The 19,928-nt window shown below is 72.5% G+C and carries 17 protein-coding genes and 1 pseudogene; 11 read left to right on the top strand and 7 right to left on the bottom strand.

What is annotated here, in order from left to right:
• Positions 1–19: 19 nt before the first annotated feature.
• Together J2S41_RS36650 and J2S41_RS36655 are read right to left on the bottom strand one after the other, a co-directional pair.
• On the bottom strand, positions 20–1,024 hold the full coding sequence (locus tag J2S41_RS36650; protein WP_310375106.1) for a GNAT family N-acetyltransferase: 1,005 nt from the start codon (positions 1,022–1,024) through the stop codon (positions 20–22).
• 48 nt (positions 1,025–1,072) lie between these two features.
• Positions 1,073–2,242: a lytic transglycosylase domain-containing protein gene (locus J2S41_RS36655; protein WP_310375108.1), complete on the bottom strand. Its 1,170-nt coding sequence runs from the start codon at positions 2,240–2,242 to the stop codon at positions 1,073–1,075.
• A 1,042-nt stretch (positions 2,243–3,284) separates the two neighbouring features.
• Between J2S41_RS36655 and J2S41_RS36660 the strand changes: the two genes are divergently transcribed.
• The 3 genes from J2S41_RS36660 to J2S41_RS36670 all read left to right on the top strand — a co-directional run bounded on the left by J2S41_RS36660 (position 3,285) and on the right by J2S41_RS36670 (position 7,560).
• On the top strand, positions 3,285–3,497 hold the full coding sequence (locus tag J2S41_RS36660; protein WP_310376798.1) for an FmdB family zinc ribbon protein: 213 nt from the start codon (positions 3,285–3,287) through the stop codon (positions 3,495–3,497).
• A 300-nt stretch (positions 3,498–3,797) separates the two neighbouring features.
• Positions 3,798–6,548: an ATP-binding protein gene (locus J2S41_RS36665; protein ID WP_310375110.1), complete on the top strand. Its 2,751-nt coding sequence runs from the start codon at positions 3,798–3,800 to the stop codon at positions 6,546–6,548.
• 448 nt (positions 6,549–6,996) lie between these two features.
• Positions 6,997–7,560 (top strand): phospholipase, encoded by a 564-nt coding sequence (locus J2S41_RS36670; RefSeq protein WP_310375111.1) that lies wholly within the window; start codon positions 6,997–6,999, stop codon positions 7,558–7,560.
• A gap of 42 nt (positions 7,561–7,602) precedes the next feature.
• On the opposite strand, the gene J2S41_RS36675 is transcribed toward J2S41_RS36670, so the two are convergent.
• Entirely contained in the window at positions 7,603–8,619 is a 1,017-nt protein-coding gene (locus tag J2S41_RS36675) for a 2-oxoacid:ferredoxin oxidoreductase subunit beta (protein ID WP_310375113.1), read from the bottom strand.
• Positions 8,612–10,456, bottom strand: a complete 1,845-nt coding sequence (locus J2S41_RS36680) for a 2-oxoacid:acceptor oxidoreductase subunit alpha (RefSeq protein WP_310375116.1) — start codon at positions 10,454–10,456, stop codon at positions 8,612–8,614. The genes J2S41_RS36675 and J2S41_RS36680 overlap by 8 nt, the downstream gene beginning before the upstream one ends.
• Before the next feature lie 142 nt (positions 10,457–10,598).
• Between J2S41_RS36680 and ndhC the strand changes: the two genes are divergently transcribed.
• From ndhC to J2S41_RS36705, 5 genes and pseudogenes are all read left to right on the top strand, one after another.
• Positions 10,599–10,976: an NADH-quinone oxidoreductase subunit A gene (gene ndhC, locus J2S41_RS36685; protein WP_310375118.1), complete on the top strand. Its 378-nt coding sequence runs from the start codon at positions 10,599–10,601 to the stop codon at positions 10,974–10,976.
• A gap of 54 nt (positions 10,977–11,030) precedes the next feature.
• Positions 11,031–11,387, top strand: a pseudogene (locus tag J2S41_RS36690) (DivIVA domain-containing protein); the annotation flags it as partial.
• A gap of 125 nt (positions 11,388–11,512) precedes the next feature.
• Positions 11,513–12,010: an SRPBCC family protein gene (locus J2S41_RS36695; protein WP_310375119.1), complete on the top strand. Its 498-nt coding sequence runs from the start codon at positions 11,513–11,515 to the stop codon at positions 12,008–12,010.
• Between the two features lie 33 nt (positions 12,011–12,043).
• Positions 12,044–12,613, top strand: a complete 570-nt coding sequence (locus tag J2S41_RS36700) for a DNA-3-methyladenine glycosylase I (protein ID WP_310375120.1) — start codon at positions 12,044–12,046, stop codon at positions 12,611–12,613.
• A gap of 62 nt (positions 12,614–12,675) precedes the next feature.
• Positions 12,676–13,236: a hypothetical protein gene (locus J2S41_RS36705; protein ID WP_310375122.1), complete on the top strand. Its 561-nt coding sequence runs from the start codon at positions 12,676–12,678 to the stop codon at positions 13,234–13,236.
• A 726-nt stretch (positions 13,237–13,962) separates the two neighbouring features.
• On the opposite strand, the gene J2S41_RS36710 is transcribed toward J2S41_RS36705, so the two are convergent.
• Both J2S41_RS36710 and J2S41_RS36715 read right to left on the bottom strand, forming a co-directional pair.
• Entirely contained in the window at positions 13,963–14,754 is a 792-nt protein-coding gene (locus J2S41_RS36710; protein WP_310375123.1) for an enoyl-CoA hydratase-related protein, read from the bottom strand.
• 48 nt (positions 14,755–14,802) lie between these two features.
• The gene (locus J2S41_RS36715) at positions 14,803–15,609 is read right to left on the bottom strand and encodes a PaaX family transcriptional regulator (protein WP_310375125.1); all 807 of its coding nucleotides are present in this window, start codon (positions 15,607–15,609) and stop codon (positions 14,803–14,805) included.
• Positions 15,610–15,902: 293 nt separating this feature from the next.
• Between J2S41_RS36715 and J2S41_RS36720 the strand changes: the two genes are divergently transcribed.
• Entirely contained in the window at positions 15,903–16,070 is a 168-nt protein-coding gene (locus tag J2S41_RS36720; protein ID WP_007455245.1) for a DUF3117 domain-containing protein, read from the top strand.
• An 85-nt stretch (positions 16,071–16,155) separates the two neighbouring features.
• Positions 16,156–17,637 carry a leucyl aminopeptidase family protein gene (locus J2S41_RS36725; protein WP_310375206.1) on the top strand — a complete coding sequence of 494 codons (1,482 nt, stop codon included), beginning with the start codon at positions 16,156–16,158 and terminating at the stop codon, positions 17,635–17,637.
• On the opposite strand, the gene J2S41_RS36730 is transcribed toward J2S41_RS36725, so the two are convergent.
• Positions 17,634–18,248, bottom strand: coding sequence for an O-methyltransferase (locus J2S41_RS36730; protein WP_310375208.1), 615 nt, complete (start codon positions 18,246–18,248; stop codon positions 17,634–17,636). The two genes, J2S41_RS36725 and J2S41_RS36730, sit on opposite strands and share 4 nt — an antisense overlap.
• Before the next feature lie 233 nt (positions 18,249–18,481).
• Here J2S41_RS36730 and J2S41_RS36735 point away from each other — a divergent pair, with 233 nt between their 5' ends.
• Positions 18,482–19,840, top strand: a complete 1,359-nt coding sequence (locus tag J2S41_RS36735; RefSeq protein WP_310375210.1) for a cellulase family glycosylhydrolase — start codon at positions 18,482–18,484, stop codon at positions 19,838–19,840.
• The last annotated feature ends 88 nt before the right edge of the window (positions 19,841–19,928 follow it).

Consider the following 19,928-nt stretch of genomic DNA (forward strand, 5'->3'; position numbering starts at 1 on the left):
GAACTTTTGGCGCCGCAGGTCAGACCGCCTCCAGCCGGTGGACCAGTTCGCCCACATCGGCACCGTATTCGCACCACTCGCGGTCGGGCTGGAAACCGAGCTCCGCGTTGACCTTGAGCATGGACTCGTTGGACTGCGCGTTCCACGTCTGCACCTCGGTCAGCCGCGGCTCCGCGGAGCGCAGCTCGAACAGCATGCGCGCCTTGATCGCCCGGTCGATGCCGTACCCCCGATGGTCCTGCACGACGATCGTGTCGTACTGGTCCGCGCGCGTCGGATGCTGCACCGGCACCACCACCTCGGTCAGGCCCGCCACCGCGCCGGTCCTCTCGTGCACGGCCAGCACGATGTGCGGGCGCATCCCGCGGCGGTGCAGGCAGTTCAAACTCTCCCGCAGCCGGCGCGCGTCGTAGGAGCTCGGGCGCAGGTCCAGGTCGCCGTTGTCACTGTCGCGCAGCTCGGCCTTGGCCACCGCGTACGCCTCCAGCAGGTCGTCCGGCGGGCCGCCCGGGAAGTACTCCACCCGGTAGCCGGCCGCGATGCCGCGCGCCATCTCGCCCAGCGCCAGCCAGTCCACCGTGGACAACTGCAGCACGCTGCGGGTCTCCACGTACTCCCGCTCGAAGCCCAGCGACTCGAAGAACGCGACCGCCGGGGTGCCGCCGACCACCTCCACGCCGACCGACGAGAAACCCTCGGCGAAGACGCGCCGCGCGGCCGTGGCAACCATCCGGCGGGCCAGCCCGGTACGGCGCACCCGCGGGTGGACCAGCACCTCCAGCACGCCGATGCCGCCGAGCAGCAGCACGTTGACCATGCCGGTCAGGCTGCCGTCGTCGTCCTGGGCGACCCAGGAGATCCGCCGCTCGCTCGGCATGGTCTCGACCAGGTACTCCCGGAGGTGGTCGTTGCGCCACGGCGGATCGCCCGGCAGGTCGGCCGCCAGCACCGCGTTCAGCGTCTCCAGCAGGGACGCCAGCTCGCTGTCCGGCGCCGTCCGGGGATCCCACTCGCGCACTGTCACGAGTACAGCTTGCCGTGACAGTGCGCCGGAGGAAAGCGCGAACTCACCTCAGGTGCGGCTGCGGACGCCGAAGTCGTTCGCGGCCTCGTAGACCGACTGCGCGTACGGCTCCACGTTGTTGTAGGTGAGGATCGCGTTCCACCAATCCTCGGTGGTCGACAGGTCCTTGCCGTCCGCGCACAGGTAGCTGCCGGCCGCCAGCGCGGCGTCGTCGATGTCGTTCGGGTCGGTGACGCCGTCGTTGTCCGCGTCGGCCTTCCACAGCGCCCACGTGGTCGGGATGAACTGCATCGACCCGACCGCCCGGTCGTACGTGGTGTCGCCGTCCAACTGCCCGCGCTCCGTGTCCGGGATCAGCTTACGGTCGCCGTTGCCGTCCAGCGGCAGCCCGTAGATCGCCGGCTCCGACTCGCCGCTCGGCAGCAGCGCCGCGCCGTTCGCCCGGCCGTGGTTGGACTCCACCCGGCCGATCGCGGCCAGCGTGGTCCAGGTCAGGTGGCAGTTCGGCTGTCGCTGGCCGACCACCCACTCCGCGTACCCGTAGGCCTGCATCGCCACCGGCGGGATGTCGACCTTCGCGCCGACCTGCTGCGCCCAGGCCGCGAGCGCGTCCGCCGGTCGCGCACCCGGCGCCGCGGCGGTCGCGGTCGGCGTGGGCTCGACCGGCACCGTGGGCACGTCCGTGACCAGCGGTGGCATCGGCAGGTCCGTGGCCGGCGGCACGATCGGCGCGTCCGGGAGCACGACCTCGGCCGGGGACGGGGCGGGGTCGGTCGGGACCGGCGCGCCCGCGGTCACCGGGACCAGGACGCCGCCCGCCGCGCCCGCGGCGCCGATCAGCGCCAACAGCAGCAGACCGGGCAGCGTCACGCGTCCCCACCGGCTGCGTCGCCAGGCGGCGGCACCATCGAGCGAGCGCTGTGCCATCCCGTGTACGGCCGGGAAGCGCCGCAGCAGCGGATTGAGCGGGACGGCGGCGTGCCGGGGCGTGGCCGGCGGGCGGAGCCGGCGGCGGGTGAGCCGGGCCAGCCCGAAGGCGGCGGCGCCGGCCATGGCGGGTTGCTCGACGGCGGGAAGGTCGGTCTTCGTAGCGCCGAGGTCACCGGCCTTGCCCGGATCGCCGGTCTGCCCGGTCGCACCCGCCTTGCCGGGATCGCCGGCCTTGCCGAGGTCGCCGGCCTTGCCGAGGTCGCCGGGTTTGGCGGGGGCGCTGGTCACGCCCGGGGCGCGGGTCTGGCCGCGGTCGCTGGGCTTGCCGGCGTCGCTGGGCTTGCCGCCGGACTTGTCGCTGGCCGGGGCAGTGCTCGAGTCGTCGACAGGCTTGTCGGCGTCGGTGGTGCGACCGGGGGTGGCGCCCGCGGTGGTCGCGGCGGTGCCGATCGGCTTATCACCGGCCTGTGCCGGTTTGTCCTGCTTGGCCGATTTGCCCTGTACGGGGGTGGTTGGCGCCGCTGTCGGCGTTCCTGGGCCGGCGGTGGCCTGCGTGGCGGCAGGGACTCCGGGCGCCGCCGATGGCGCGGCGGCGGCCGTCCCCGACGTGGCGCCGGCAGCCGACGTGGTGGCTGCCGCCTTCTGGGTCGCGCCAGCTGCCGACGTGGCGCCTGCCGACGTGGCGGCGGCCGACGTTGCGGCGGCCGCGTTTGTGGCGGGTGTGGTGCTCGAGGACGGCTGGGCGGACGTGGCGCCTGCCGACGTGGCGGCGGCCGCACTCGTGGCGGGTGTGGTGCTCGAGGACGGCTGGGCGGGAACCTTCGTCGGGTTCGACGCCGTGTCCGGGGCCGACGCCGCGGGCTTCTCTGTCGTAGCGCTCCGTCGCTCAAGCCGCTTCGGAGAGTCGCCAGCGTCGGTGTCCTTCGCTCCCGTCGCCGTCGTTTCCGGGCGGGAGGGTGCACCGCTATCGGGTGAATCGGCCTCGATCACGGAGGAACCGAAGGGCCGGGTGGCGTCCGCGTCGCGCGAGACCCGTCCCGCGCTCTCGGTCGTACCGGCTGATGGTTTGCGGGTTTTTGTGGGGTTTTCGGCGGGCGGTTCCGGTTGCTCGATGGAATCGCTGGCCACGCCCCACGCGCGCGGGCCGGGAATAACGGACATTTCCGGATTAGTCGCCGAGGCGTCTGCTGCCGACGATGATGGTTCCTTGGTCGGACTGTCCATATTCGGCATCCCTGACTCCGGCCGGCCGTCCCCGTCCACCACGCGTCGACCTTACCCATCCCCGCGCGACTGCCGGAACCGGTGCGCGCCGCCGTACCCTCTCTTCATGCCACGCTACGACTTCCGCTGCCGCGCCTGCGGCGCGACCTTCGAGGTCAACCGCTCGATGACCGCGGCCGCCGACCCCGCTCCGTGTCCGGACGGGCACGACGACACCGTGAAATTGCTCTCCACCGTCGCGGTCACCGGCCGGGGCGGACCGGTGCCGGCACCGTCCGGCGGCGGCGGTTGCTGCGGCGGCGCCTGCGGTTGCGGATAAGCCCATAAAAGGCTCTTATCCCCGCGAATGTCGGGTGTTTAAACCGTTCATCCGGCCTTTCGGATGATCATCCGGATGGTCGTCAGCTCTGACCTGTCGTGCCACAACCGGCCCCGGTCGGCCTCGTTAGCCCAGCCGTAGTCGCCTGGACGACACCCGGTGCGGCGGAACCGGCGGCTCGTTGACCTCACCCACGGCTACTACCTTGGGGGAGCCGGGGCCATCCGTTTCGAGGATGTACCTGGTCGAGCAGGTACGGCAGCATGATTCGCGACTTCCAGGGGGGCGGAGGTTCCACGCGTGTCGGCAAAGGATCACCTGCCAAGCGGCCTGGTGACGTTCTTGTTCACCGACATCGAGGGTTCAACGCGGTTGGCCCAGATGCTCGGTGCGGGATACCGGCCGGTGCTCGAAGAGCATCGGCGACTGCTGCGCGACATCATCGCGGCACACCGTGGCACCGAGCTGTTCACGGAGGGTGACTCCTTCTTCGTCGCGTTCGCCGACGCCTCCGACGCGGTCGCCGCCTGCCTGGCCGCCCAGCGCGCGCTCGCCGGCCACCCGTGGCCCACGCCCGGCGCCGCGCCCAAGGTCCGGATGGGCCTGCACTCCGGGTACGCCACCCCGGTCGGCCGCGAGTACGCCAGCCCCGAGGTGCACCGCGCCGCCCGGGTCGCCGCCGCCGCGCACGGTGGCCAGGTGCTCTGCTCGGCCGCGACCGCCCGCCTGGCCGCCGCGATACCGCCCGACGCGTCCCTGCTCGACCTCGGCCTGCACCGGCTGCGCGGGTTCGACGGACGCGAGCGGCTGTTCCAGCTGGTCGCGCCCGGGCTGGAGACCGACTTCCCGCGCCCGCGCACCGAGGCGGCCGCGCACAACCTGCCGCACCAGGCGACCACGTTCGTCGGCCGCGGCGCCGAGTGCATCGAGCTGGCCACGCTGGTCGAGACGCACCGCCTGGTCACGGTGGTCGGCCCGGGCGGCGCGGGCAAGAGCCGGCTCGCCGTCGAGACCGCCGGCGGCCTGGTCGAGCGTTTCCCGGACGGCGTCTGGTACGTCGACGTCGCGCCGGTCACCGACTCCGGGCTGGTCGCGTTCGCGGTCGCGGCCGTGCTCGGCCTGCGCCCCGAGCCGGGCCGCCCGATCCTGGACACGCTGATCGAGTCCGCGGCTAACCGGCGCATGCTGCTGGTGCTGGACACCGGCGACGCGCAGCTCGCCGCCGCGGCCGAGGTGATCTCCTCGCTGCTCGCCGGCGGCACCGCCGCGACGGTGCTGGCCACCAGCCGGGAGCCGTTCCGGGTGGCCGGCGAGGTGGTCTGGCGCATCCCGCCGCTGTCCGTGCAGCCCGGCCCCGGCGGCGCGCCGTCCGACGCGGTCGCGCTGCTGTTGGACCGCACGTCCCTGGCCCGCGGCGGGCGCGCGCCCAGCCCCGCCGAGGTCACCCACCTCACCCGGGTGGCCGGGCGGCTCAACGGGCTGCCGCTCGCCATCGAGCTGGCCGCCGCGCGCCTGCGCCTGCTGTCCGCCAGCCAGCTCGCGGAACGACTCGACGACCTGCTCGGCGCGCTCGACGCCGGCTCCGGTGACACGGACGCCACGGTCGCGATCGGCCCGGCCGCACGCGCCGCGTCCGCCGCCTCGCGCAACCGGACCATGCAGGCCACGGTCACCTGGTCGTACCGGACGCTCGGCCCGCGCGCCGCCCGCCTGCTGCGCTGGCTGTCGGTCTTCGCCGGCCCGGTCGACCTGCCCACGGTCGAGTGGGTCCTCAAGGACGACCCGCTCGACCCGCTGGCGGTGCTGGTCGACAAGTCGATGGTGCAGGTCGAGCCGCACGCGTCCGGCACGCTCTACCGGATTCTCGACCCGATCAAGGCGTACGGCGCCCGCCGCCTCGCCGACGCCGGCGAGGAGCACTTCGCCCGCGACCAGCACGTCGAGTGGTGCACCCAGGCACTCCAGCGCGCCCACCTCGACCAGGGCGGCGCCCCGATCACGCTGTCGCTGTACGCGCTGGACCCGCTGGCCGACGAGGTCCGGGCCGCGCTGCGCTGGACGTCGACCGGCGGCAGCGCCCGATCCGGCCTGCACCTCGCGCAGGGCCTGGACCAGTGGTGGCGCGAGCGCGGACTCGCCCGTGAGGGCCGGCTGTGGCTGTTCCGGATGTACGGCAGGATGGCCGAGACCGGCGAGCCGATCCCGGACGCGGAGCTGGCCCTGGCGTACCACATGCACTCGCTGCACGCCGGCGCCGACGGTGAGTCCGCCGAGGAGCAGCGCTTCGCCCAGCGCGCCGAGCTGCACGCCCGCCGCTCCGGCGACCCCGGCCTGCTGGTCCGCGTGCTCTCCACCCGCGGCGGCCCGCTGATCTTCCAGGGTCAGTACGCCGAGGCCGAGCGCCAGGTCTGCGAGATCATCGAGTGGGCCACCGCGAACGGCGTGCCCGGCGACGCGCTCTACGCCATCTACAGCCTCGCCGAGCTCCTCTGGCGCCGCGGCGCGCTGGACGAGGCCGCCGAGCTGCTCGGCGCCGCCCGCAACGTCGAGGCCGGCCGTCCCCTGGAGCGCGGCCGGCGCGGCGTCGACATGCTGCTCGGCATGATCGCGCTCGGCCGCGGTGACCTGGTCGCCGCGCACGAGCACCTGGTCGTCGCGCTCCGCTCCCGGATGGGCCACGGTTTCCACCGCCGCGCCTGCGACACGATCAACGCGATGGCCGTCCGCTGCGCCATGGGCGGCGACCCGGTCACCGCCGCCCGCCTCTTCGGCGCCACCGCCGCGATGCGCTCCTCGCTGCGCAGCACCCCCGGCATCTTCGCCAACTACTGGACCGAGCACCAGCAGTTCGTCCGCGCCGTCATCGGCGACGACGCCTTCGACCGCGCCTACGCCGAGGGCAACGACCTCTCCCTCCCCGAGGCCGCGGCCGCCGCGCTCGCCATCGAGCACCCCGACCTCAGCTCCGACACCGGCCGATTCATCGACTCCGGCCGCCTCCTCGACCTCGACACCCGCACCATCGAACTCCCGCCCGGCCGCCGCCCCTGACCCCGGCCGCGGCGGAACCAGACCTGTCGCCGCGCCAACGGCGGCACGAAGTCCGCGCGCCGCCCGTCCTGTCCGGCGCTGACCCCACCACGCCGGCCGCAGACTCACGCCGCGCCGGACCGCACCGCACGCGCCTTTGCTCTGCTTACCTTGTCGAAAACTGCCCAAACCGCCCAAGCTGCCACCACGGTACGCCGCCCGCCGATAGGTAAGCAGAGCAAAGTCGTGCGGAGCGAGGGTGGGGAGCAGTGGGATGATCTCGGGAGATGGGGTGCGGGAGATCGAAGGTTGTTTTCGCGGTCTCCGCCAAATGTTCAAGCGCGCACTTCTATCGAAGACAGGCGATCCGCGCAGACTGAGGGCCCGTTCGGGTGACTCATGAGTAGCCCGGGCGGAGATGCCGGATCGCCCGCGACACCCCCGCGGGCCCACCGCTCAGGAGCCCTGGATGCCCCTATCGCTGTCGGCTGACATCAACCCCACCGTCAAGAGGGTCGGCACCGTCCTGGTGGCGCTGCTGGCCGTGCTGGCGATCGCGAGTCCCGCCGCGGCGGCCGTGACGCCCGAGCAGAAGGCCGCGACGCTGTCCAGCTTCACCCAGACCAGCGTCGCCAGCTACAACGCCTGGAACTCGGCGCGCCAGAATCAGGGCGCCTGGGCGGAGTACGGGTTCGACTGGTCGACCGACTACTGCTCGTCCAGCCCGGACAACCCGCTCGGCTTCGACTTCACGCTCTCCTGCTACCGGCACGACTTCGGCTACCGGAACTACAAGGCCGCCGGTACGTTCGCCGCGAACAAGAGCCGCCTCGATTCGGCGTTCTACGAGGACCTCAAGCGCAAGTGCGCCACCTACTCGTCCGCGACCCGTCCGGCCTGCTACAGCCTGGCCTGGGTCTACTACGAGGCCGTGGTGATCTTCGGCTCGGTCTCCGCGGTGAAGCAGTCCGACCTGGACGAGGCCGCGAGGCTGAAGGCGCAGGGGCTCAAGGCGGAGGCGAACGCCGCCTGAGCGGATGACCGGGACGGGGGCCTCCATGGCGGAGGCCCCCGTTCAGATCGTCCAGGTGTCGCCGGCGTGCAGCAGGCCGGTCAGCTGCTCCTCGGGGGTGCCGGCCGCGGCGGCCCGGGCGTCCGCGACCTGCCGTTGCAACACCTCGTCGTAGGTGGGGCGGGTGACCGCGCGGAACACGCCGATCGGGGTGTTGCGCAGGTCCAGGCCGGGCAGCCGGGACAGCGCGAACGCGTACGCCGGATCCGCCACGGTCTGGTCGTGCACCACGATGTCGGACGGGTCCACGGAGGCGGCCGGGCGCACCGAGAGGCCGAAGCCGCCGGGCGGGTGCACCACGCACGAGTCGCCGAACGTGATCGGCTGCCCGTGCTCCAGCCGGATCAGGTACTCGTCCCGCGTACCCGCGTCCTTGAGGGTTTCGAACGCGCCGTCGTTGAAGATGTTGCAGTTCTGGTAGATCTCCACGAACGCGGAGCCGCGGTGCGCGGCGGCGGCGCGGAGCACGGACTGCAGGTGCTTGCGGTCCGAGTCGATGGTGCGGGCCACGAACCCGGCCTCCGCGCCGAGCGCCAGCGACAGCGGGTTGAACGGCGCGTCCGCGGACCCGACCGGCGTCGACTTGGTGATCTTCCCCAGCTCGGAGGTCGGCGAGTACTGCCCCTTGGTCAGCCCGTAGATCCGGTTGTTGAACAGCAGGATCTTCACGTTGACGTTGCGGCGCAGCGCGTGGATCAGGTGGTTGCCGCCGATGGACAGTGCGTCGCCGTCGCCGGTCACCACCCAGATGGACAGGTCGGGACGGGTGGCGGCGAGCCCGGTGGCGATCGCGGGCGCGCGGCCGTGGATCGAGTGCATGCCGTACGTGTTCATGTAGTACGGGAAACGGGACGAGCACCCGATGCCGGAGATGAAGACGATCCGCTCGCGCGGAATGTTCAGCTCCGGCATGAAGCCCTGCACCGCGGCCAGGATCGCGTAGTCCCCGCACCCGGGGCACCAGCGCACCTCCTGGTCGGACTTGAAGTCCTTGGCGGTGAGTTTGAGCAGCTCAGCCATTCTTCACCACGTCCTCCAGCATGGTCTCCAGCTCGCCCGCGGTGAACGGCAGGCCGCTGACCTTGTTGAACGGCAGCGCGTCCACCAGGAACCGGCCCCGGATCACGTGCGCCAGCTGCCCCAGGTTCATCTCCGGGATGACCACCCGGTCGTACCCCTTGACCACGGTCTCCAGGTTGGCCGGCAGCGGGTGCAGGTGCCGCAGGTGCGCCTGCGCGATGGTCAGCCCGCGCTGCCGCAGTGCCCGGCACGCGGCGCCGATCGGCCCGTACGTCGAGCCCCAGCCCAGCACCAGCACGCGCGCCTCGCCGTCCGGGTCGTCGACGGTGACGTCCGGGACCGGGATCGTCTCGATGCGCTGCGCCCGGGTGCGCACCATCAGGTCGTGGTTCGCCGGGTCGTACGAGATGTCGCCGGTCTTGTCCGCCTTCTCCAGCCCGCCGATCCGGTGCTCCAGCCCGGGTGTGCCCGGGATCGCCCACGGCCGCGCCATCGTCCGCGGATCCCGCAGGTACGGCAGGAAGCGCCCGTCCGGCGCGTTGGCCGCGGACGCGAACTCCACGGTCAGGTCCGGCAGCGACTCCACCGACGGCAGCAGCCACGGCTCCGACCCGTTCGCCACGTAGTTGTCGGACAGCAGGATCACCGGCGTGCGGTAGGTGAGCGCGATCCGGACCGCCTCGATCGCGGCGTGGAAGCAGTCCGACGGCGACTGTGCCGCGACCACCGCGACCGGCGCCTCGCCGTGCCGGCCGAACAGCGCCATGTTCAGGTCGGCCTGCTCGGTCTTGGTCGGCATGCCGGTCGACGGGCCGGCCCGCTGCACGTCCACGATGACCAGCGGCAGCTCCAGCGCCACGGCCAGCGAGATCGTCTCGCCCTTGAGCGCCACGCCCGGCCCGCTGGTGGTGGTCACGCCGAGCGCCCCGCCGTAGGAGGCGCCGAGCGCGGCACCGATCGCCGCGATTTCGTCCTCCGCCTGCATGGTGGTGACGCCGAACCGCTTGTGCTTGGACAGCTCGTGCAGGATGTCCGAGGCCGGCGTGATCGGGTACGCACCGAGGAACACCGGCAGCCTCGCCCGCACGCCCGCGGCCACGAGGCCGAGCGCGAGCGCCGCGTTGCCGGTGATGTTGCGGTAGGTCCCGGTGGCCATCGGCGCGGGCGCGATCTCGTACCGCACCGCGAAGTCCTCGGTCGTCTCGCCGAAATTCCACCCGGCACGGAACGCGGCCTGGTTCGCCGCGACCAGCTCCGGCCGGGCCGCGAACTTGCGCTCCAGGAACCGCAGCGTGGACTCGTACGGCCGGGAGTACATCCAGCTCAGCAGCCCGAGCGCGAACATGTTCTTGGCCCGCTCGGCGTCCTTCTTCGACACTCCGGCATCGGCCAGCGCGGCCACGGTCATCGAGGTCAGCGCCACTGGGTGCACGGCGAACCGGGACAGCGAGCCGTCGTCGAGGGGGTTCTCCGCGTACCCCACCTTGGCCAGGCTCCGCTTGGTGAACTCGTCCGTGTTGACGATGATCTCGGCGCCCGCGGGCAGCTCCGCCAGGTTCGCCTTGAGCGCGGCCGGGTTCATCGCGACGAGCACGTCCGGCGCGTCGCCCGGCGTCAGGATGTCGTAGTCGGCGAAGTGCACCTGGAAGCTGGAGACGCCGGGCAGGGTGCCGGCCGGCGCGCGGATCTCGGCGGGGAAGTTGGGGAGCGTGGAGATGTCGTTGCCGAGCTGCGCCGTCTCCGACGTGAACCGGTCACCGGTGAGCTGCATGCCGTCACCGGAGTCGCCCGCGAAGCGGATGACCACCCGATCCAGCCGGCGCACCTGCTTGCTCATGCTGTCGCCCCTTCGATCTCCTCCGGATCTTGCGTGTGGGCCAGACCACACCATTGCGTAGCCTACGTCGATTTAGCGACTATCGGCTGTCGGGGCATCGACCCAGCGTGGCGGCGGTTGGACAGCGGTTAAGCTCGGCCGCGTGGAGGGATACCTCGGCTCGTACGCCACGCTCGGCCTGCTGCTGCTCGCCGGCGTGCTCTTCTTCGCCGCCGCGTTCGGGGCGAACAGGCTGCTCAGACCCGCCGCGCCGACCGACCCGTTCGGCAAGCGCGAGCCGTACGAGTGCGGTCTCGACCCGGTCGGCGGCGACTGGGCGCAGGCGCAGATCCGGTACTACGTCTACGCGTACCTCTACGTGCTGTTCGCGGTGGAGAGCGTCTTCCTGTTCCCGTGGGCGGTGGTCTTCGACCGGCCCGGCTTCGGCCTCGCCACAGTGGTGGAAATGGCCGTTTTCGTGGCGGTATTGGCGCTCGGCATCCTCTACGCCTGGCGCAAGAACGTGCTCCGCTGGACCTGACCGAACGGGGTGGCGGTCTCGCCATGATCCGTCCGTCATGTCACGATCCCCGCTATGGGTCTGTTCATCACTCTCGTCATGGCGCTGGTGGTCGCGGCGATCGTCTTCGGCGTCACGGTCCTGGTCAGCGGCAGCGACCCCGCGCTCGTCCCGGCGGAACCCGACGGCCGCGCCGTACCGCTGCCGGGTAACCGCCCACTGCTCGAGGCCGACATCGCCGACGTCCGCTTCGACACCGCGCTGCGGGGTTACCGGATGGCCCAGGTGGACCAGGCGCTGCGCCGCGCCGCCTACGACATCGGGTACAAGGAGGAGCTGATCGGCGTGCTCGAGGCCGAGGTCACCGCGCTGCGCGACGGCCGGCTCGAGGACGCGGACGCGCTGCGCAAGGCCCGCGAGGAGGCGCTCGCGCCGTCCGCGCCCGCCACCCCGGCCCCGCTTCCCGAAAACAACGACATTTCCGGCGGTACGTCGCCCGACGCCGAGGATGTCGCAAAGACCGACGAGGCGAGCGCGGCCGACTCTACGGTGAAGGCATGACCCAGCCCGACCCGGCCGAGAACCTCCGGGAGGCCGCCACCCCCGGCGCCGGCGAGGTGACCGCCACGGTGATCGTCAACGCGCCCGCCGCCACCGTGTTCGCCGCGTTCACCGCCTGGACCAAGCAGTCCGAGTGGATCCCGTTCACCACGGTCCGCGTGGTCGAGGGCGACGGCGGCGAGGGCAGCCTGGTCGAGGCCGTCACCGCGATCGGCCCGGCCGTGCTCCGCGACGAGATGCGCGTGGTCCGCGTCGACGCCCCCTACGAGGTGCGCGTCGTGCACTGCGGGAAGTTCCTGCGCGGCCCCGGCGTGCTGCGCTGCACCCCGATGGAGAACGACCGGACCCAGGTCGTCTGGCACGAGTGGTTCCACCTCCCCGCCGGTGCCGCCGGCAAGATCGCCTGGCCGTTCCTCTGGCCCGGCTCCAAGGTCAGCCTCACCCAGGCGCTGAAGAAGTTCGGCGCGATGGTGGAGAGCGGCCGCCTGCCGTGATCGACTGTCGTACCCCGCGCCTATGGTGACCACATGTCAGACCTGGTCGTGGGCGAGGACGGTCTCGCCCGCTGCGCGTGGGGCGCCGGCACGCCCGATTACACGATCTACCACGACACCGAGTGGGGCCGCCCGGTCCGCGACGACGACGGCCTCTACGAGCGGCTCACGCTGGAGGCGTTCCAGTCCGGCCTGTCCTGGCTGACCATCCTGCGCAAACGCCCCGCGTTCCGGGCCGCGTTCGCCGGCTTCTCGATCGCGCGCGTGGCGGAGTTCGGCCCGGACGACGAGGCGCGCCTGATGGCCGACGCCGGCATCGTCCGCAACCGGATGAAGGTCGAGGCCGCCCTGGCGAACGCGCGGGCCGCACTCGACCTGCCGGAGGGCCTGGCCGCGCTGCTGTGGTCGTTCGCCCCGCCGCCCCGCCCGCGCCCCGCCACCTTCTCCGACGTGCCCGCGATCACTGCCGAGTCCACCGCGATGGCCAAGGCGCTGAAGAAGCGCGGTTTCCGCTTCGTCGGCCCCACCACGGCGTACGCGTTGATGCAGGCCACCGGCATGGTCAACGACCATCTCCAGGGTTGCCACGTGCGGATCGTGTGACGCGCGCCCGGCCGGTCCGGGGTCTCGGCTCCGGCCGCGCGCGGCCGTGGTGAGATGAGCACATGGTGCAGCAGTGGGCGATTGTGCTTCCGGACGAGCGGCTCAAGCAGGAGCGGCTCTACCACCACGACTTCGTGGCGCTCGCCGACGTGCTCGCCGGCCGCCCCGCGTCGCCGCACCCGCAGCTCGGCGACGAGGTCGTGCTGGTCACCGACGAGCCGCATCCGCGCGCGGTCGCGGCCGGCCACATCGGCGGCCTCACCAAGGACGACGAGCACGATCGGCAGGTCGTCTACTCCCGCCGCGCCTTCGACAACCCGCAGCCGGCCGGCACCCTGACCCTCGACGGCCCGGTCACCCGGATCACCCCGGCCGAGTACGCGGCCGTCGTCGACCGCTTCGGCCCGCCGCTGGAGCGCCAGACCTGGCTGGTCAGCGTGGACCTGCCGATCGAGGCCAGCACGCGCGCCGAGGCCGTCCGCCTCTTCTGGTCGTACGTACGCGACCTCGGTCCCGCCGAACTCCCCGCCTTCGTCTCCCCGTCCGGCGACGAGCTCGCCATGCAGGCCTTCGTCCTCGGCGAGGAGACCAACCTCGACCCCGAGGAAGAAGACGAGGACTGACCCTCCTCGTTCACCTCCCACCACCCCACGCCTCCGACGGCACCCGCGCTCCCGGCCCACCACCGGGAGCGCCACTTTCCCACGCCGCCCGCGCCCCTCGAGAGCTTCCCGGCCGCCCGGCTTCCCGGCCGCCCGGCTTCCCGGCCGCCCGGCTTCCCGGCCGCCCGGCTTCCCGGCCGCCCGGCTTCCCGGCGTCGGCCGGGGCCTCTTTCCGGCTGGCTTTGCTCTGCTTACCTGGGGTCAACTTTGTGCCCGCCGCGTCTCGACGCGAGGCATGAATGGGCAGGCATCACCTAGGTAAGCAGAGCAAAGCCGCTGGAAGAGAGGGCCGCGGAGCGGGGGCGGGCGGCGTCCCGCGTCAGGCGCAGGGCTGGGCGTGGCGGGACTCGAAGGCACGCGGTGACCGCACACCGGGTAGGTCGATCACATCGCGCCTCGCGGAGCGGCCACTCCGCTCAGGTCGCCTGCCGCCCCCGGGCGTGACCGCGAGGCAGCCCCGCCTCTCGGCAGCGGCCGGTGGACCGAGGCGCCCCGCCCTCGGGTGCGGCCGGTCGCTCGACGCCGGACGGTGTGCCTCGCCCTCGGGTGCGGCCGGTCGCTCGGCGCCGGACGATGTGCCGCAGTCGCGGGCCCCGTGGTGAGTACCGCGGCAGCGAGCGCTGGTGCGGAGGCGATCCGGCGGCCGCCGGGCGCGCGGGTCCGGTGGCCGCCGGGATGGGCGAGGGGTCAGCGGCCCTCGAAGACCGGCTTCTCCTTCTTGACGAAGGAGGTGGTGGCGTTGCGGTGGTCGGTGGTGGCGCCGGTGATCGCCTGGGCCTGGGCCTCGGCGGCGAGTGCGTCGGAGAGGGTGCCGGCGGTGCCGACGGAGAGTTCGCGCTTGATGGCGCCGTAGGCGACGGTCGGGCCGGCGGCGAGGCGGGCGGCGAGTTCCTGGGCGGTCGGCAGGACCTCGTCGTCGGTGCCGGTCAGGCGGGTGAGCAGGCCGAGGGTGAGTGCCTCGGTGGCGCGGACCGGCTCGGCCAGCAGCATCAGCTCGACGGCCTTGGCGTGGCCGACGATGCGCGGCAGGGACCAGGAGATGCCGGTGTCGCCGGCCAGGCCGACGTTCGCGAACGCCATCAGGAACGTGGTGGCGGGGCCGCCGATGCGGAAGTCGGCCAGCATGGCCAGGGAGGCGCCGGCGCCGGCCGCGGTGCCGCGGACGGCGGCGACGACGGGCTTGGGCAGGTTCGCCAGGCGCTGTGCGATCGGGTTGTAGTGGGCGCGGACCGTGGCGAGCGGGTCGACGTCGCCGGCCTCCAGGATGGCCACGTGCTCGCGCAGGTCCTGGCCGACGCAGAACGCGCGGCCGGCGCCGGTGAGCACGACGGCGCGGACGGTCCGGTCGGCCTCGATCTCGGCGAGCGTGTCCCGTAGCGCCTCCTTCAGGGCCACGTCCAGTGAGTTCATCGACTCGGGACGGTTGAGCACGAGCGTGAGGACGCCCTCGGAGCGCTCGATCAGCAACGGTTCGGTCACGATGCCGGGGCCTTTCTGTGGTGGATGAACCAAGCGTGCGGGCCGGCGTCAAGCGGTGTTGCGCCCGGACTGCGCGAGACAATGGTCGACGTACCGGTCGGCGGCGGGGCGCAACCGGGACGCGTGTCGGTCGAAGAACGTGGCCGCGGCGGCACCGGGCCACTTGTCCGGCAGCAGCGCGGGCGGCAGTTGCGGGTCGCGGAAGAGGAACTGCCGCCACGAGTGGACGAGCCGGAAGCGCGCGGCGTACGCGTCGAGGTCGCGGCTGCGGGCGGTCACCGCGGACACCACCGGGGTCAGGTCGGCGACGAACCGCTCGTACGCCCGGCCGATCTCGCCGAGGTCCCAGGCGCGGCGGACCAGCGAGGACGCGCCGGCCGTGCCGCCGGTGTGCGTGGAGCTGAAACGTTCAAAGCTGACGCCGGCCTCGGTGATCAGGCGATCCACGTCCTCGCCGGGCCGGGGTGCCACCCAGGTCTGCTCGTCCAGCGCGCCGTACCCCAGGTAGGACAGCGTGTCGGCGAGCCGCTGCCGGTCCCGGCGGTGCGCGGGCAGCCGTAGGATGATCAAGTCGAAGTGCCCGTCCCAGCCGGGGCGGGCGGTGCGGTAGATCCGGGTGGCCGCGTCGTCCAGGCGGCGCACGGCCTTCGGGGTGAGCAGGTAGCCGGGACCGGACGCCAGCCGCAGCGGGTGCAGCCAGCCCTGCCGGACCATGCGGGACACGGCGGTACGCACGGCGGGCGCCGCGATCTCGAGGGGGGCGAGCAGTCTGACCAGGGCGGCGATGGGCGCGCGTCCGCCCCGGGTGCGAAGGTGATCCCCATAGAGGTCGAAGAGGGCAGACCGTGCCTGCATGACCGCACATTGTGACAGCCGAAAAACGTATAAGCTAGAGACTGTCATAACTCTGCAGCCTCGGTTTGGGTCTTGAGGCGTTCATCAGGGAAAATCGTTGGTCGGCAGTGCGGGCTGAGCCGGTCAGATGGGTAACCAGGCTTGTTTCGGCCCGCAGCCGGGGTCGCGCGGGGCGGGCAGCGCTTCGTTCGACACCCCGGGCCGTCGCCGGCGCGGGCTGTGCGTGCCGGCGGTGATGGGAAGTGGCTGTGGGGCAACCCATTGACCCTGGTGTAGGTCTGAGGGGAGACAACATGGCGGCGATGAAGCCGCGGACGGGCGACGGTCCGCTGGAGGTCACCAAGGAAGGCCGGGGGATCGTCATGCGGGTTCCACTGGAGGGTGGTGGGCGGCTCGTCGTCGAGATGACTCCTGACGAGGCGAATGCGCTCGGCGACGCGCTGAAGGCCGCCGCCGGCTGATTGTTTTCCTTGAGACCCGCCGGTACGGGCATCCCGTACCGGCGGGTCTTTGTGCCACGACCGACCGCTAGAGGGTGAGCAGAGCATGCCGAACGTCCGCCTGGTCTCCGAGCCGGATCTGACTTCAGTGGTGGTGCTGCCGGTGCGCCCGGTGGCCGAGCCCGCCGAGGAGGGACCGGCGGCCGAGCTGGTGGCGGCCGGCCACGCGCTGCCGGCCGACGTGACCGCGGAGGTGACCGCGTTCCTGGCCGAGTCGGAGGCGACCGGCCGGGCGGGGAGCACGGTCACGCTGCCGCGCCCCACCCGTACCCCCGCGAAATTGATCTTTGTTGGGGTCGGCGACGCGGACGAGGCGGGCTGGCGTGCGGCGGGCGCGGCCGTGTCCCGCGCGGTGGACACGGCGGCGACCGTGCTGCTGCCGTCCGGAGTGTCCGGTGCCGCGGTCCGCGGCCTGGCGGAGGGCCTGCACCTGGGCGCCTACCGGTTCACCGTCCCGGCGGAGTTCGACGAGGCCGGCCCGGAGCCGGCCGAGATCGCGCTGGCGGCCGGCGGGGACTTCGCGGCGGAGCTGACCACCGCGTCCGTGGTGGCGGCCGCGACCGCCCTGGCCCGCGACTGGACCAACACGCCGTCGTCGATCAAGAGCCCGGACTGGCTGGCCGCCGAGATGGCGGCCGCGGGCGACCGGCCCGGCCTGGACGGCGTGGGCGGGCGCGCGGAGGTCGTGGTCCGGGACGCGGCATGGCTGCGCGAGCAGGGCTTCGGCGGCGTGCTCGCGGTCGGCGGCGGCTCCGCGAACGAGCCCCGGCTGGTCGAGGCCACGTGGAGCCCCGAGGGCGCGACCCGGCACGTGGTGCTGGTCGGCAAGGGCATCACGTTCGACACCGGCGGCATCTCGATCAAGCCGGTCGCGGCGATGAAGCTGATGCGCAAGGACATGGGCGGCGCCGCGGCAGTGGTCGCGGCCGTGCACGCGGCGGCGGCGCTGCGGCTGCCGGTGCGGGTGACCGCGCTGGCGCCGCTCGCGGAGAACATGGTGAGCGGCTCCGCGTTCCGCCCCGGCGACGTGGTGCGCCACTTCGGCGGCATGACCAGCGAGACCACGAACAGCGACGCGGAGGGCCGGCTGGTGCTGGCCGACGCGATGGCGTACGCGGTGCAGCGGCTCGCGCCCGACCTGCTGATCGACCTCGCCACGCTGACCGGCGCGAACGCGGTGGCGCTCGGCAAGACCATGGCCGCGCTGTACAGCCCGAACGACGCGCTGGCCAAGGAGCTGGCGGACGCGGCCGAGGACGCGGGCGAGCACGCCTGGCGCATGCCGCTGGCCGACGAGTACGCGGACACGCTGCGCAGCGACATCGCGGACGTCTACAGCGCGCCGCCGGCGGTCAGCTCGATCTCCGCCGCGCTGTTCCTCCGCGAGTTCACCGGCGACCTGCGCAACGAGTGGGCGCACTTCGACATGTCGGCGCCGTCCTGGTCGGACGGCGTGGACGGGGTGCTGGCCAAGGGCGCGACCGGCTGGGGCGTACGCACGCTGGTCCGCTGGCTGCGGACTCTCTAGGACGCCCGCTTGACCGCGGAGAGCAGGCCCGCGCCGACCGGAAGGAGCGCGGGCACCCACTCCTCCGACTCCCGGATCGCCTTGACCAGCTCGCGGATCGTGATGGTGACCAGGTCGCGCGCGGCCGGGTCGCCGATCCGCCCGCCGGCCAGCGCGTTGTTGATCGCCAGCACGCCGCCCGGCCGGAGCAGGCGCAGCGCGGCCACCGTGCAGGCCGCGTACTCGGCCACGTCCGCGTCCACGAACACCAGGTCGTAGACGCCGTCGGCGAGCCGGGGGAGCACGTCCAGCGCCCGGCCCGTGATGATCCGGGTGCGGCCGGACGGGAAGCCGCTCTCCACGAAGATCCGCCGGGCGATCCGCTGGTACTCGCTCTCCACGTCGATCGTGGTCAGCACGCCGTCGCGCCGCATGCCGCGCAGCAGCCAGAGTCCGCTGACGCCGATGCCGGTGCCGATCTCCACCACCGCCTTGGCGTTGCCCGCGGCCGCGAGCAGGCGCAACGCCGCCCCGGCCCCCGGCGTCACGGTGCCCAGGCCGACCTCGTGCGCCAGGCCGCGCGCGGTCTGCAGGATCATGTCCTCCGCGACGTACCCCTCGCTGAACTGCATGGCCTGCCCACCGGGGGTGTCAGCCGATCTGGCGACCGTGGCGATGACGCACCTCCTAAGGCCCGCGTGGATATGAGCGTAAGGCGGGCGCTCACCCGGTCGGTGACGAGGCCCTGCATCGACGGTTGCCAGGCCCGAGACATTTATCTACGCTGATGTCCGTCACCCAGGGAGCCGGGTGCCAGTCGCTTGGGCAGCGACCCTTAACCGTTTCAGCTCCCTTGAGGTGGGTCATGAGGAAGAGACTGGGCGTCGCCGCGGCGACGCTGCTCGCGCTTGTCGTCTCCATGGTGGTCTTCACGCTCCCCGCGCATGCGGCCGCCGGTTTCCAGGTCAGCGGCGGGCGGCTGCTCGACGCCAACGGCAACGATTTCGTCATGCGCGGCATCAACCACGCGCACACCTGGTACCCCACGCAGACCGGCTCGTTCGCGGACATCAAGGCGACCGGCGCCAACACGGTCCGGGTGGTGCTCGCCAGCGGACAGCGCTGGACCAGGAACGAGGCGTCCGACGTCGCCAACGTGATCAGCCTGTGCAAGGCGAACCGGCTGATCTGCGTGCTGGAGGTGCACGACACCACCGGGTACGGCGAGCAGGCCGGCGCCGCCACCCTGGCCCAGGCGGTCGACTACTGGATCAGCGTGCAGAGCGCGCTGACCGGCCAGGAGCGCTACGTCATTTTGAACATCGGCAACGAGCCGTACGGCAACCAGAACTACCAGTCCTGGGCCGCCGACACCTCCACCGCGATCCAGCGGCTGCGCACCGCCGGCTTCGACCACACGATCATGGTGGACGCGCCGAACTGGGGCCAGGACTGGACGTTCACCATGCGCGACAACGCGTCCACGGTGTTCAACGCGGACCCGGACCGGAACACGATGTTCTCCGTCCACATGTACGGCGTGTTCGACACGGCCGCGGAGGTCACCGACTACCTGGGCCGGTTCATCAGCGCGGGCCTGCCGATCGTGGTCGGTGAGTTCGGCGACATGCACTCGGACGGCAACCCGGACGAGGACGCCATCATGGCGACCGCGCAGGCCCGGCGGATCGGCTACCTCGGCTGGTCGTGGAGCGGCAACGGCGGCGGCGTGGAGTACCTGGACATCGTGACGAACTTCAACCCGGCCAGCCTGAGCCCATGGGGCCAGCGGCTGATCAACGGCGCGAACGGGATCCGGGCCACGTCCGTCGAGGCGTCGGTCTACGGCGGCGGTGGCTCCAGCCCGACGCCCACCCGGACCACCGGCCCCACGCCGACCGGCAGCCCGTCGCCGACCGGCGGGTCGTCCGGCTGCACCGCCACCTACGCCGTCTCCGGCCAGTGGAGCGGCGGGTTCCAGGGCGACGTGCGGGTCACCGCCACCGGCGCGATAACCGGCTGGAGGGTCACCTGGACGTACGGCGCCGGTCAGACCGTGACGAACGCCTGGAACGCCACGATCACCTCCAGCGGCGCCGCGGTCACCGCGACGAACGTCTCGCACAACGGGAGGCTGGCGGCCGGCGGCTCCACCAGCTTCGGCTTCCTCGGGTCGTGGACCGGCGGCAACCCGGTGCCCGCGGTGACCTGCACCGCCTCGTAACGCCTGCTCACCAGCCCGGTCGCCGGGCTGTGCCACGCTGGGGGGCCGCCGGATCGGCGGCTCCCCGGTCCGGGTGCGGCGAGCGTGC

Source organism: Catenuloplanes atrovinosus (genome assembly GCF_031458235.1).
Classification (GTDB): Bacteria; Actinomycetota; Actinomycetes; order Mycobacteriales; family Micromonosporaceae; genus Catenuloplanes; species Catenuloplanes atrovinosus.

Bases quoted from the DNA above. Each gene is read 5' to 3' on its own strand.
- J2S41_RS36660 (WP_310376798.1), top strand. From the start codon at position 3,285: ATGCCACGCTACGACTTCCGCTGCCGCGCCTGCGGCGCGACCTTCGAG.
- J2S41_RS36670 (WP_310375111.1), top strand. From the start codon at position 6,997: ATGCCCCTATCGCTGTCGGCTGACATCAACCCCACCGTCAAGAGGGTC.
- J2S41_RS36675 (WP_310375113.1), bottom strand. From the start codon at position 8,619: ATGGCTGAGCTGCTCAAACTCACCGCCAAGGACTTCAAGTCCGACCAG.
- J2S41_RS36680 (WP_310375116.1), bottom strand. From the start codon at position 10,456: ATGAGCAAGCAGGTGCGCCGGCTGGATCGGGTGGTCATCCGCTTCGCG.
- J2S41_RS36695 (WP_310375119.1), top strand. From the start codon at position 11,513: ATGACCCAGCCCGACCCGGCCGAGAACCTCCGGGAGGCCGCCACCCCC.
- J2S41_RS36700 (WP_310375120.1), top strand. From the start codon at position 12,044: ATGTCAGACCTGGTCGTGGGCGAGGACGGTCTCGCCCGCTGCGCGTGG.
- J2S41_RS36705 (WP_310375122.1), top strand. From the start codon at position 12,676: ATGGTGCAGCAGTGGGCGATTGTGCTTCCGGACGAGCGGCTCAAGCAG.
- J2S41_RS36715 (WP_310375125.1), bottom strand. From the start codon at position 15,609: ATGCAGGCACGGTCTGCCCTCTTCGACCTCTATGGGGATCACCTTCGC.
- J2S41_RS36720 (WP_007455245.1), top strand. From the start codon at position 15,903: ATGGCGGCGATGAAGCCGCGGACGGGCGACGGTCCGCTGGAGGTCACC.
- J2S41_RS36725 (WP_310375206.1), top strand. From the start codon at position 16,156: ATGCCGAACGTCCGCCTGGTCTCCGAGCCGGATCTGACTTCAGTGGTG.
- J2S41_RS36730 (WP_310375208.1), bottom strand. From the start codon at position 18,248: ATGCAGTTCAGCGAGGGGTACGTCGCGGAGGACATGATCCTGCAGACC.
- J2S41_RS36735 (WP_310375210.1), top strand. From the start codon at position 18,482: ATGAGGAAGAGACTGGGCGTCGCCGCGGCGACGCTGCTCGCGCTTGTC.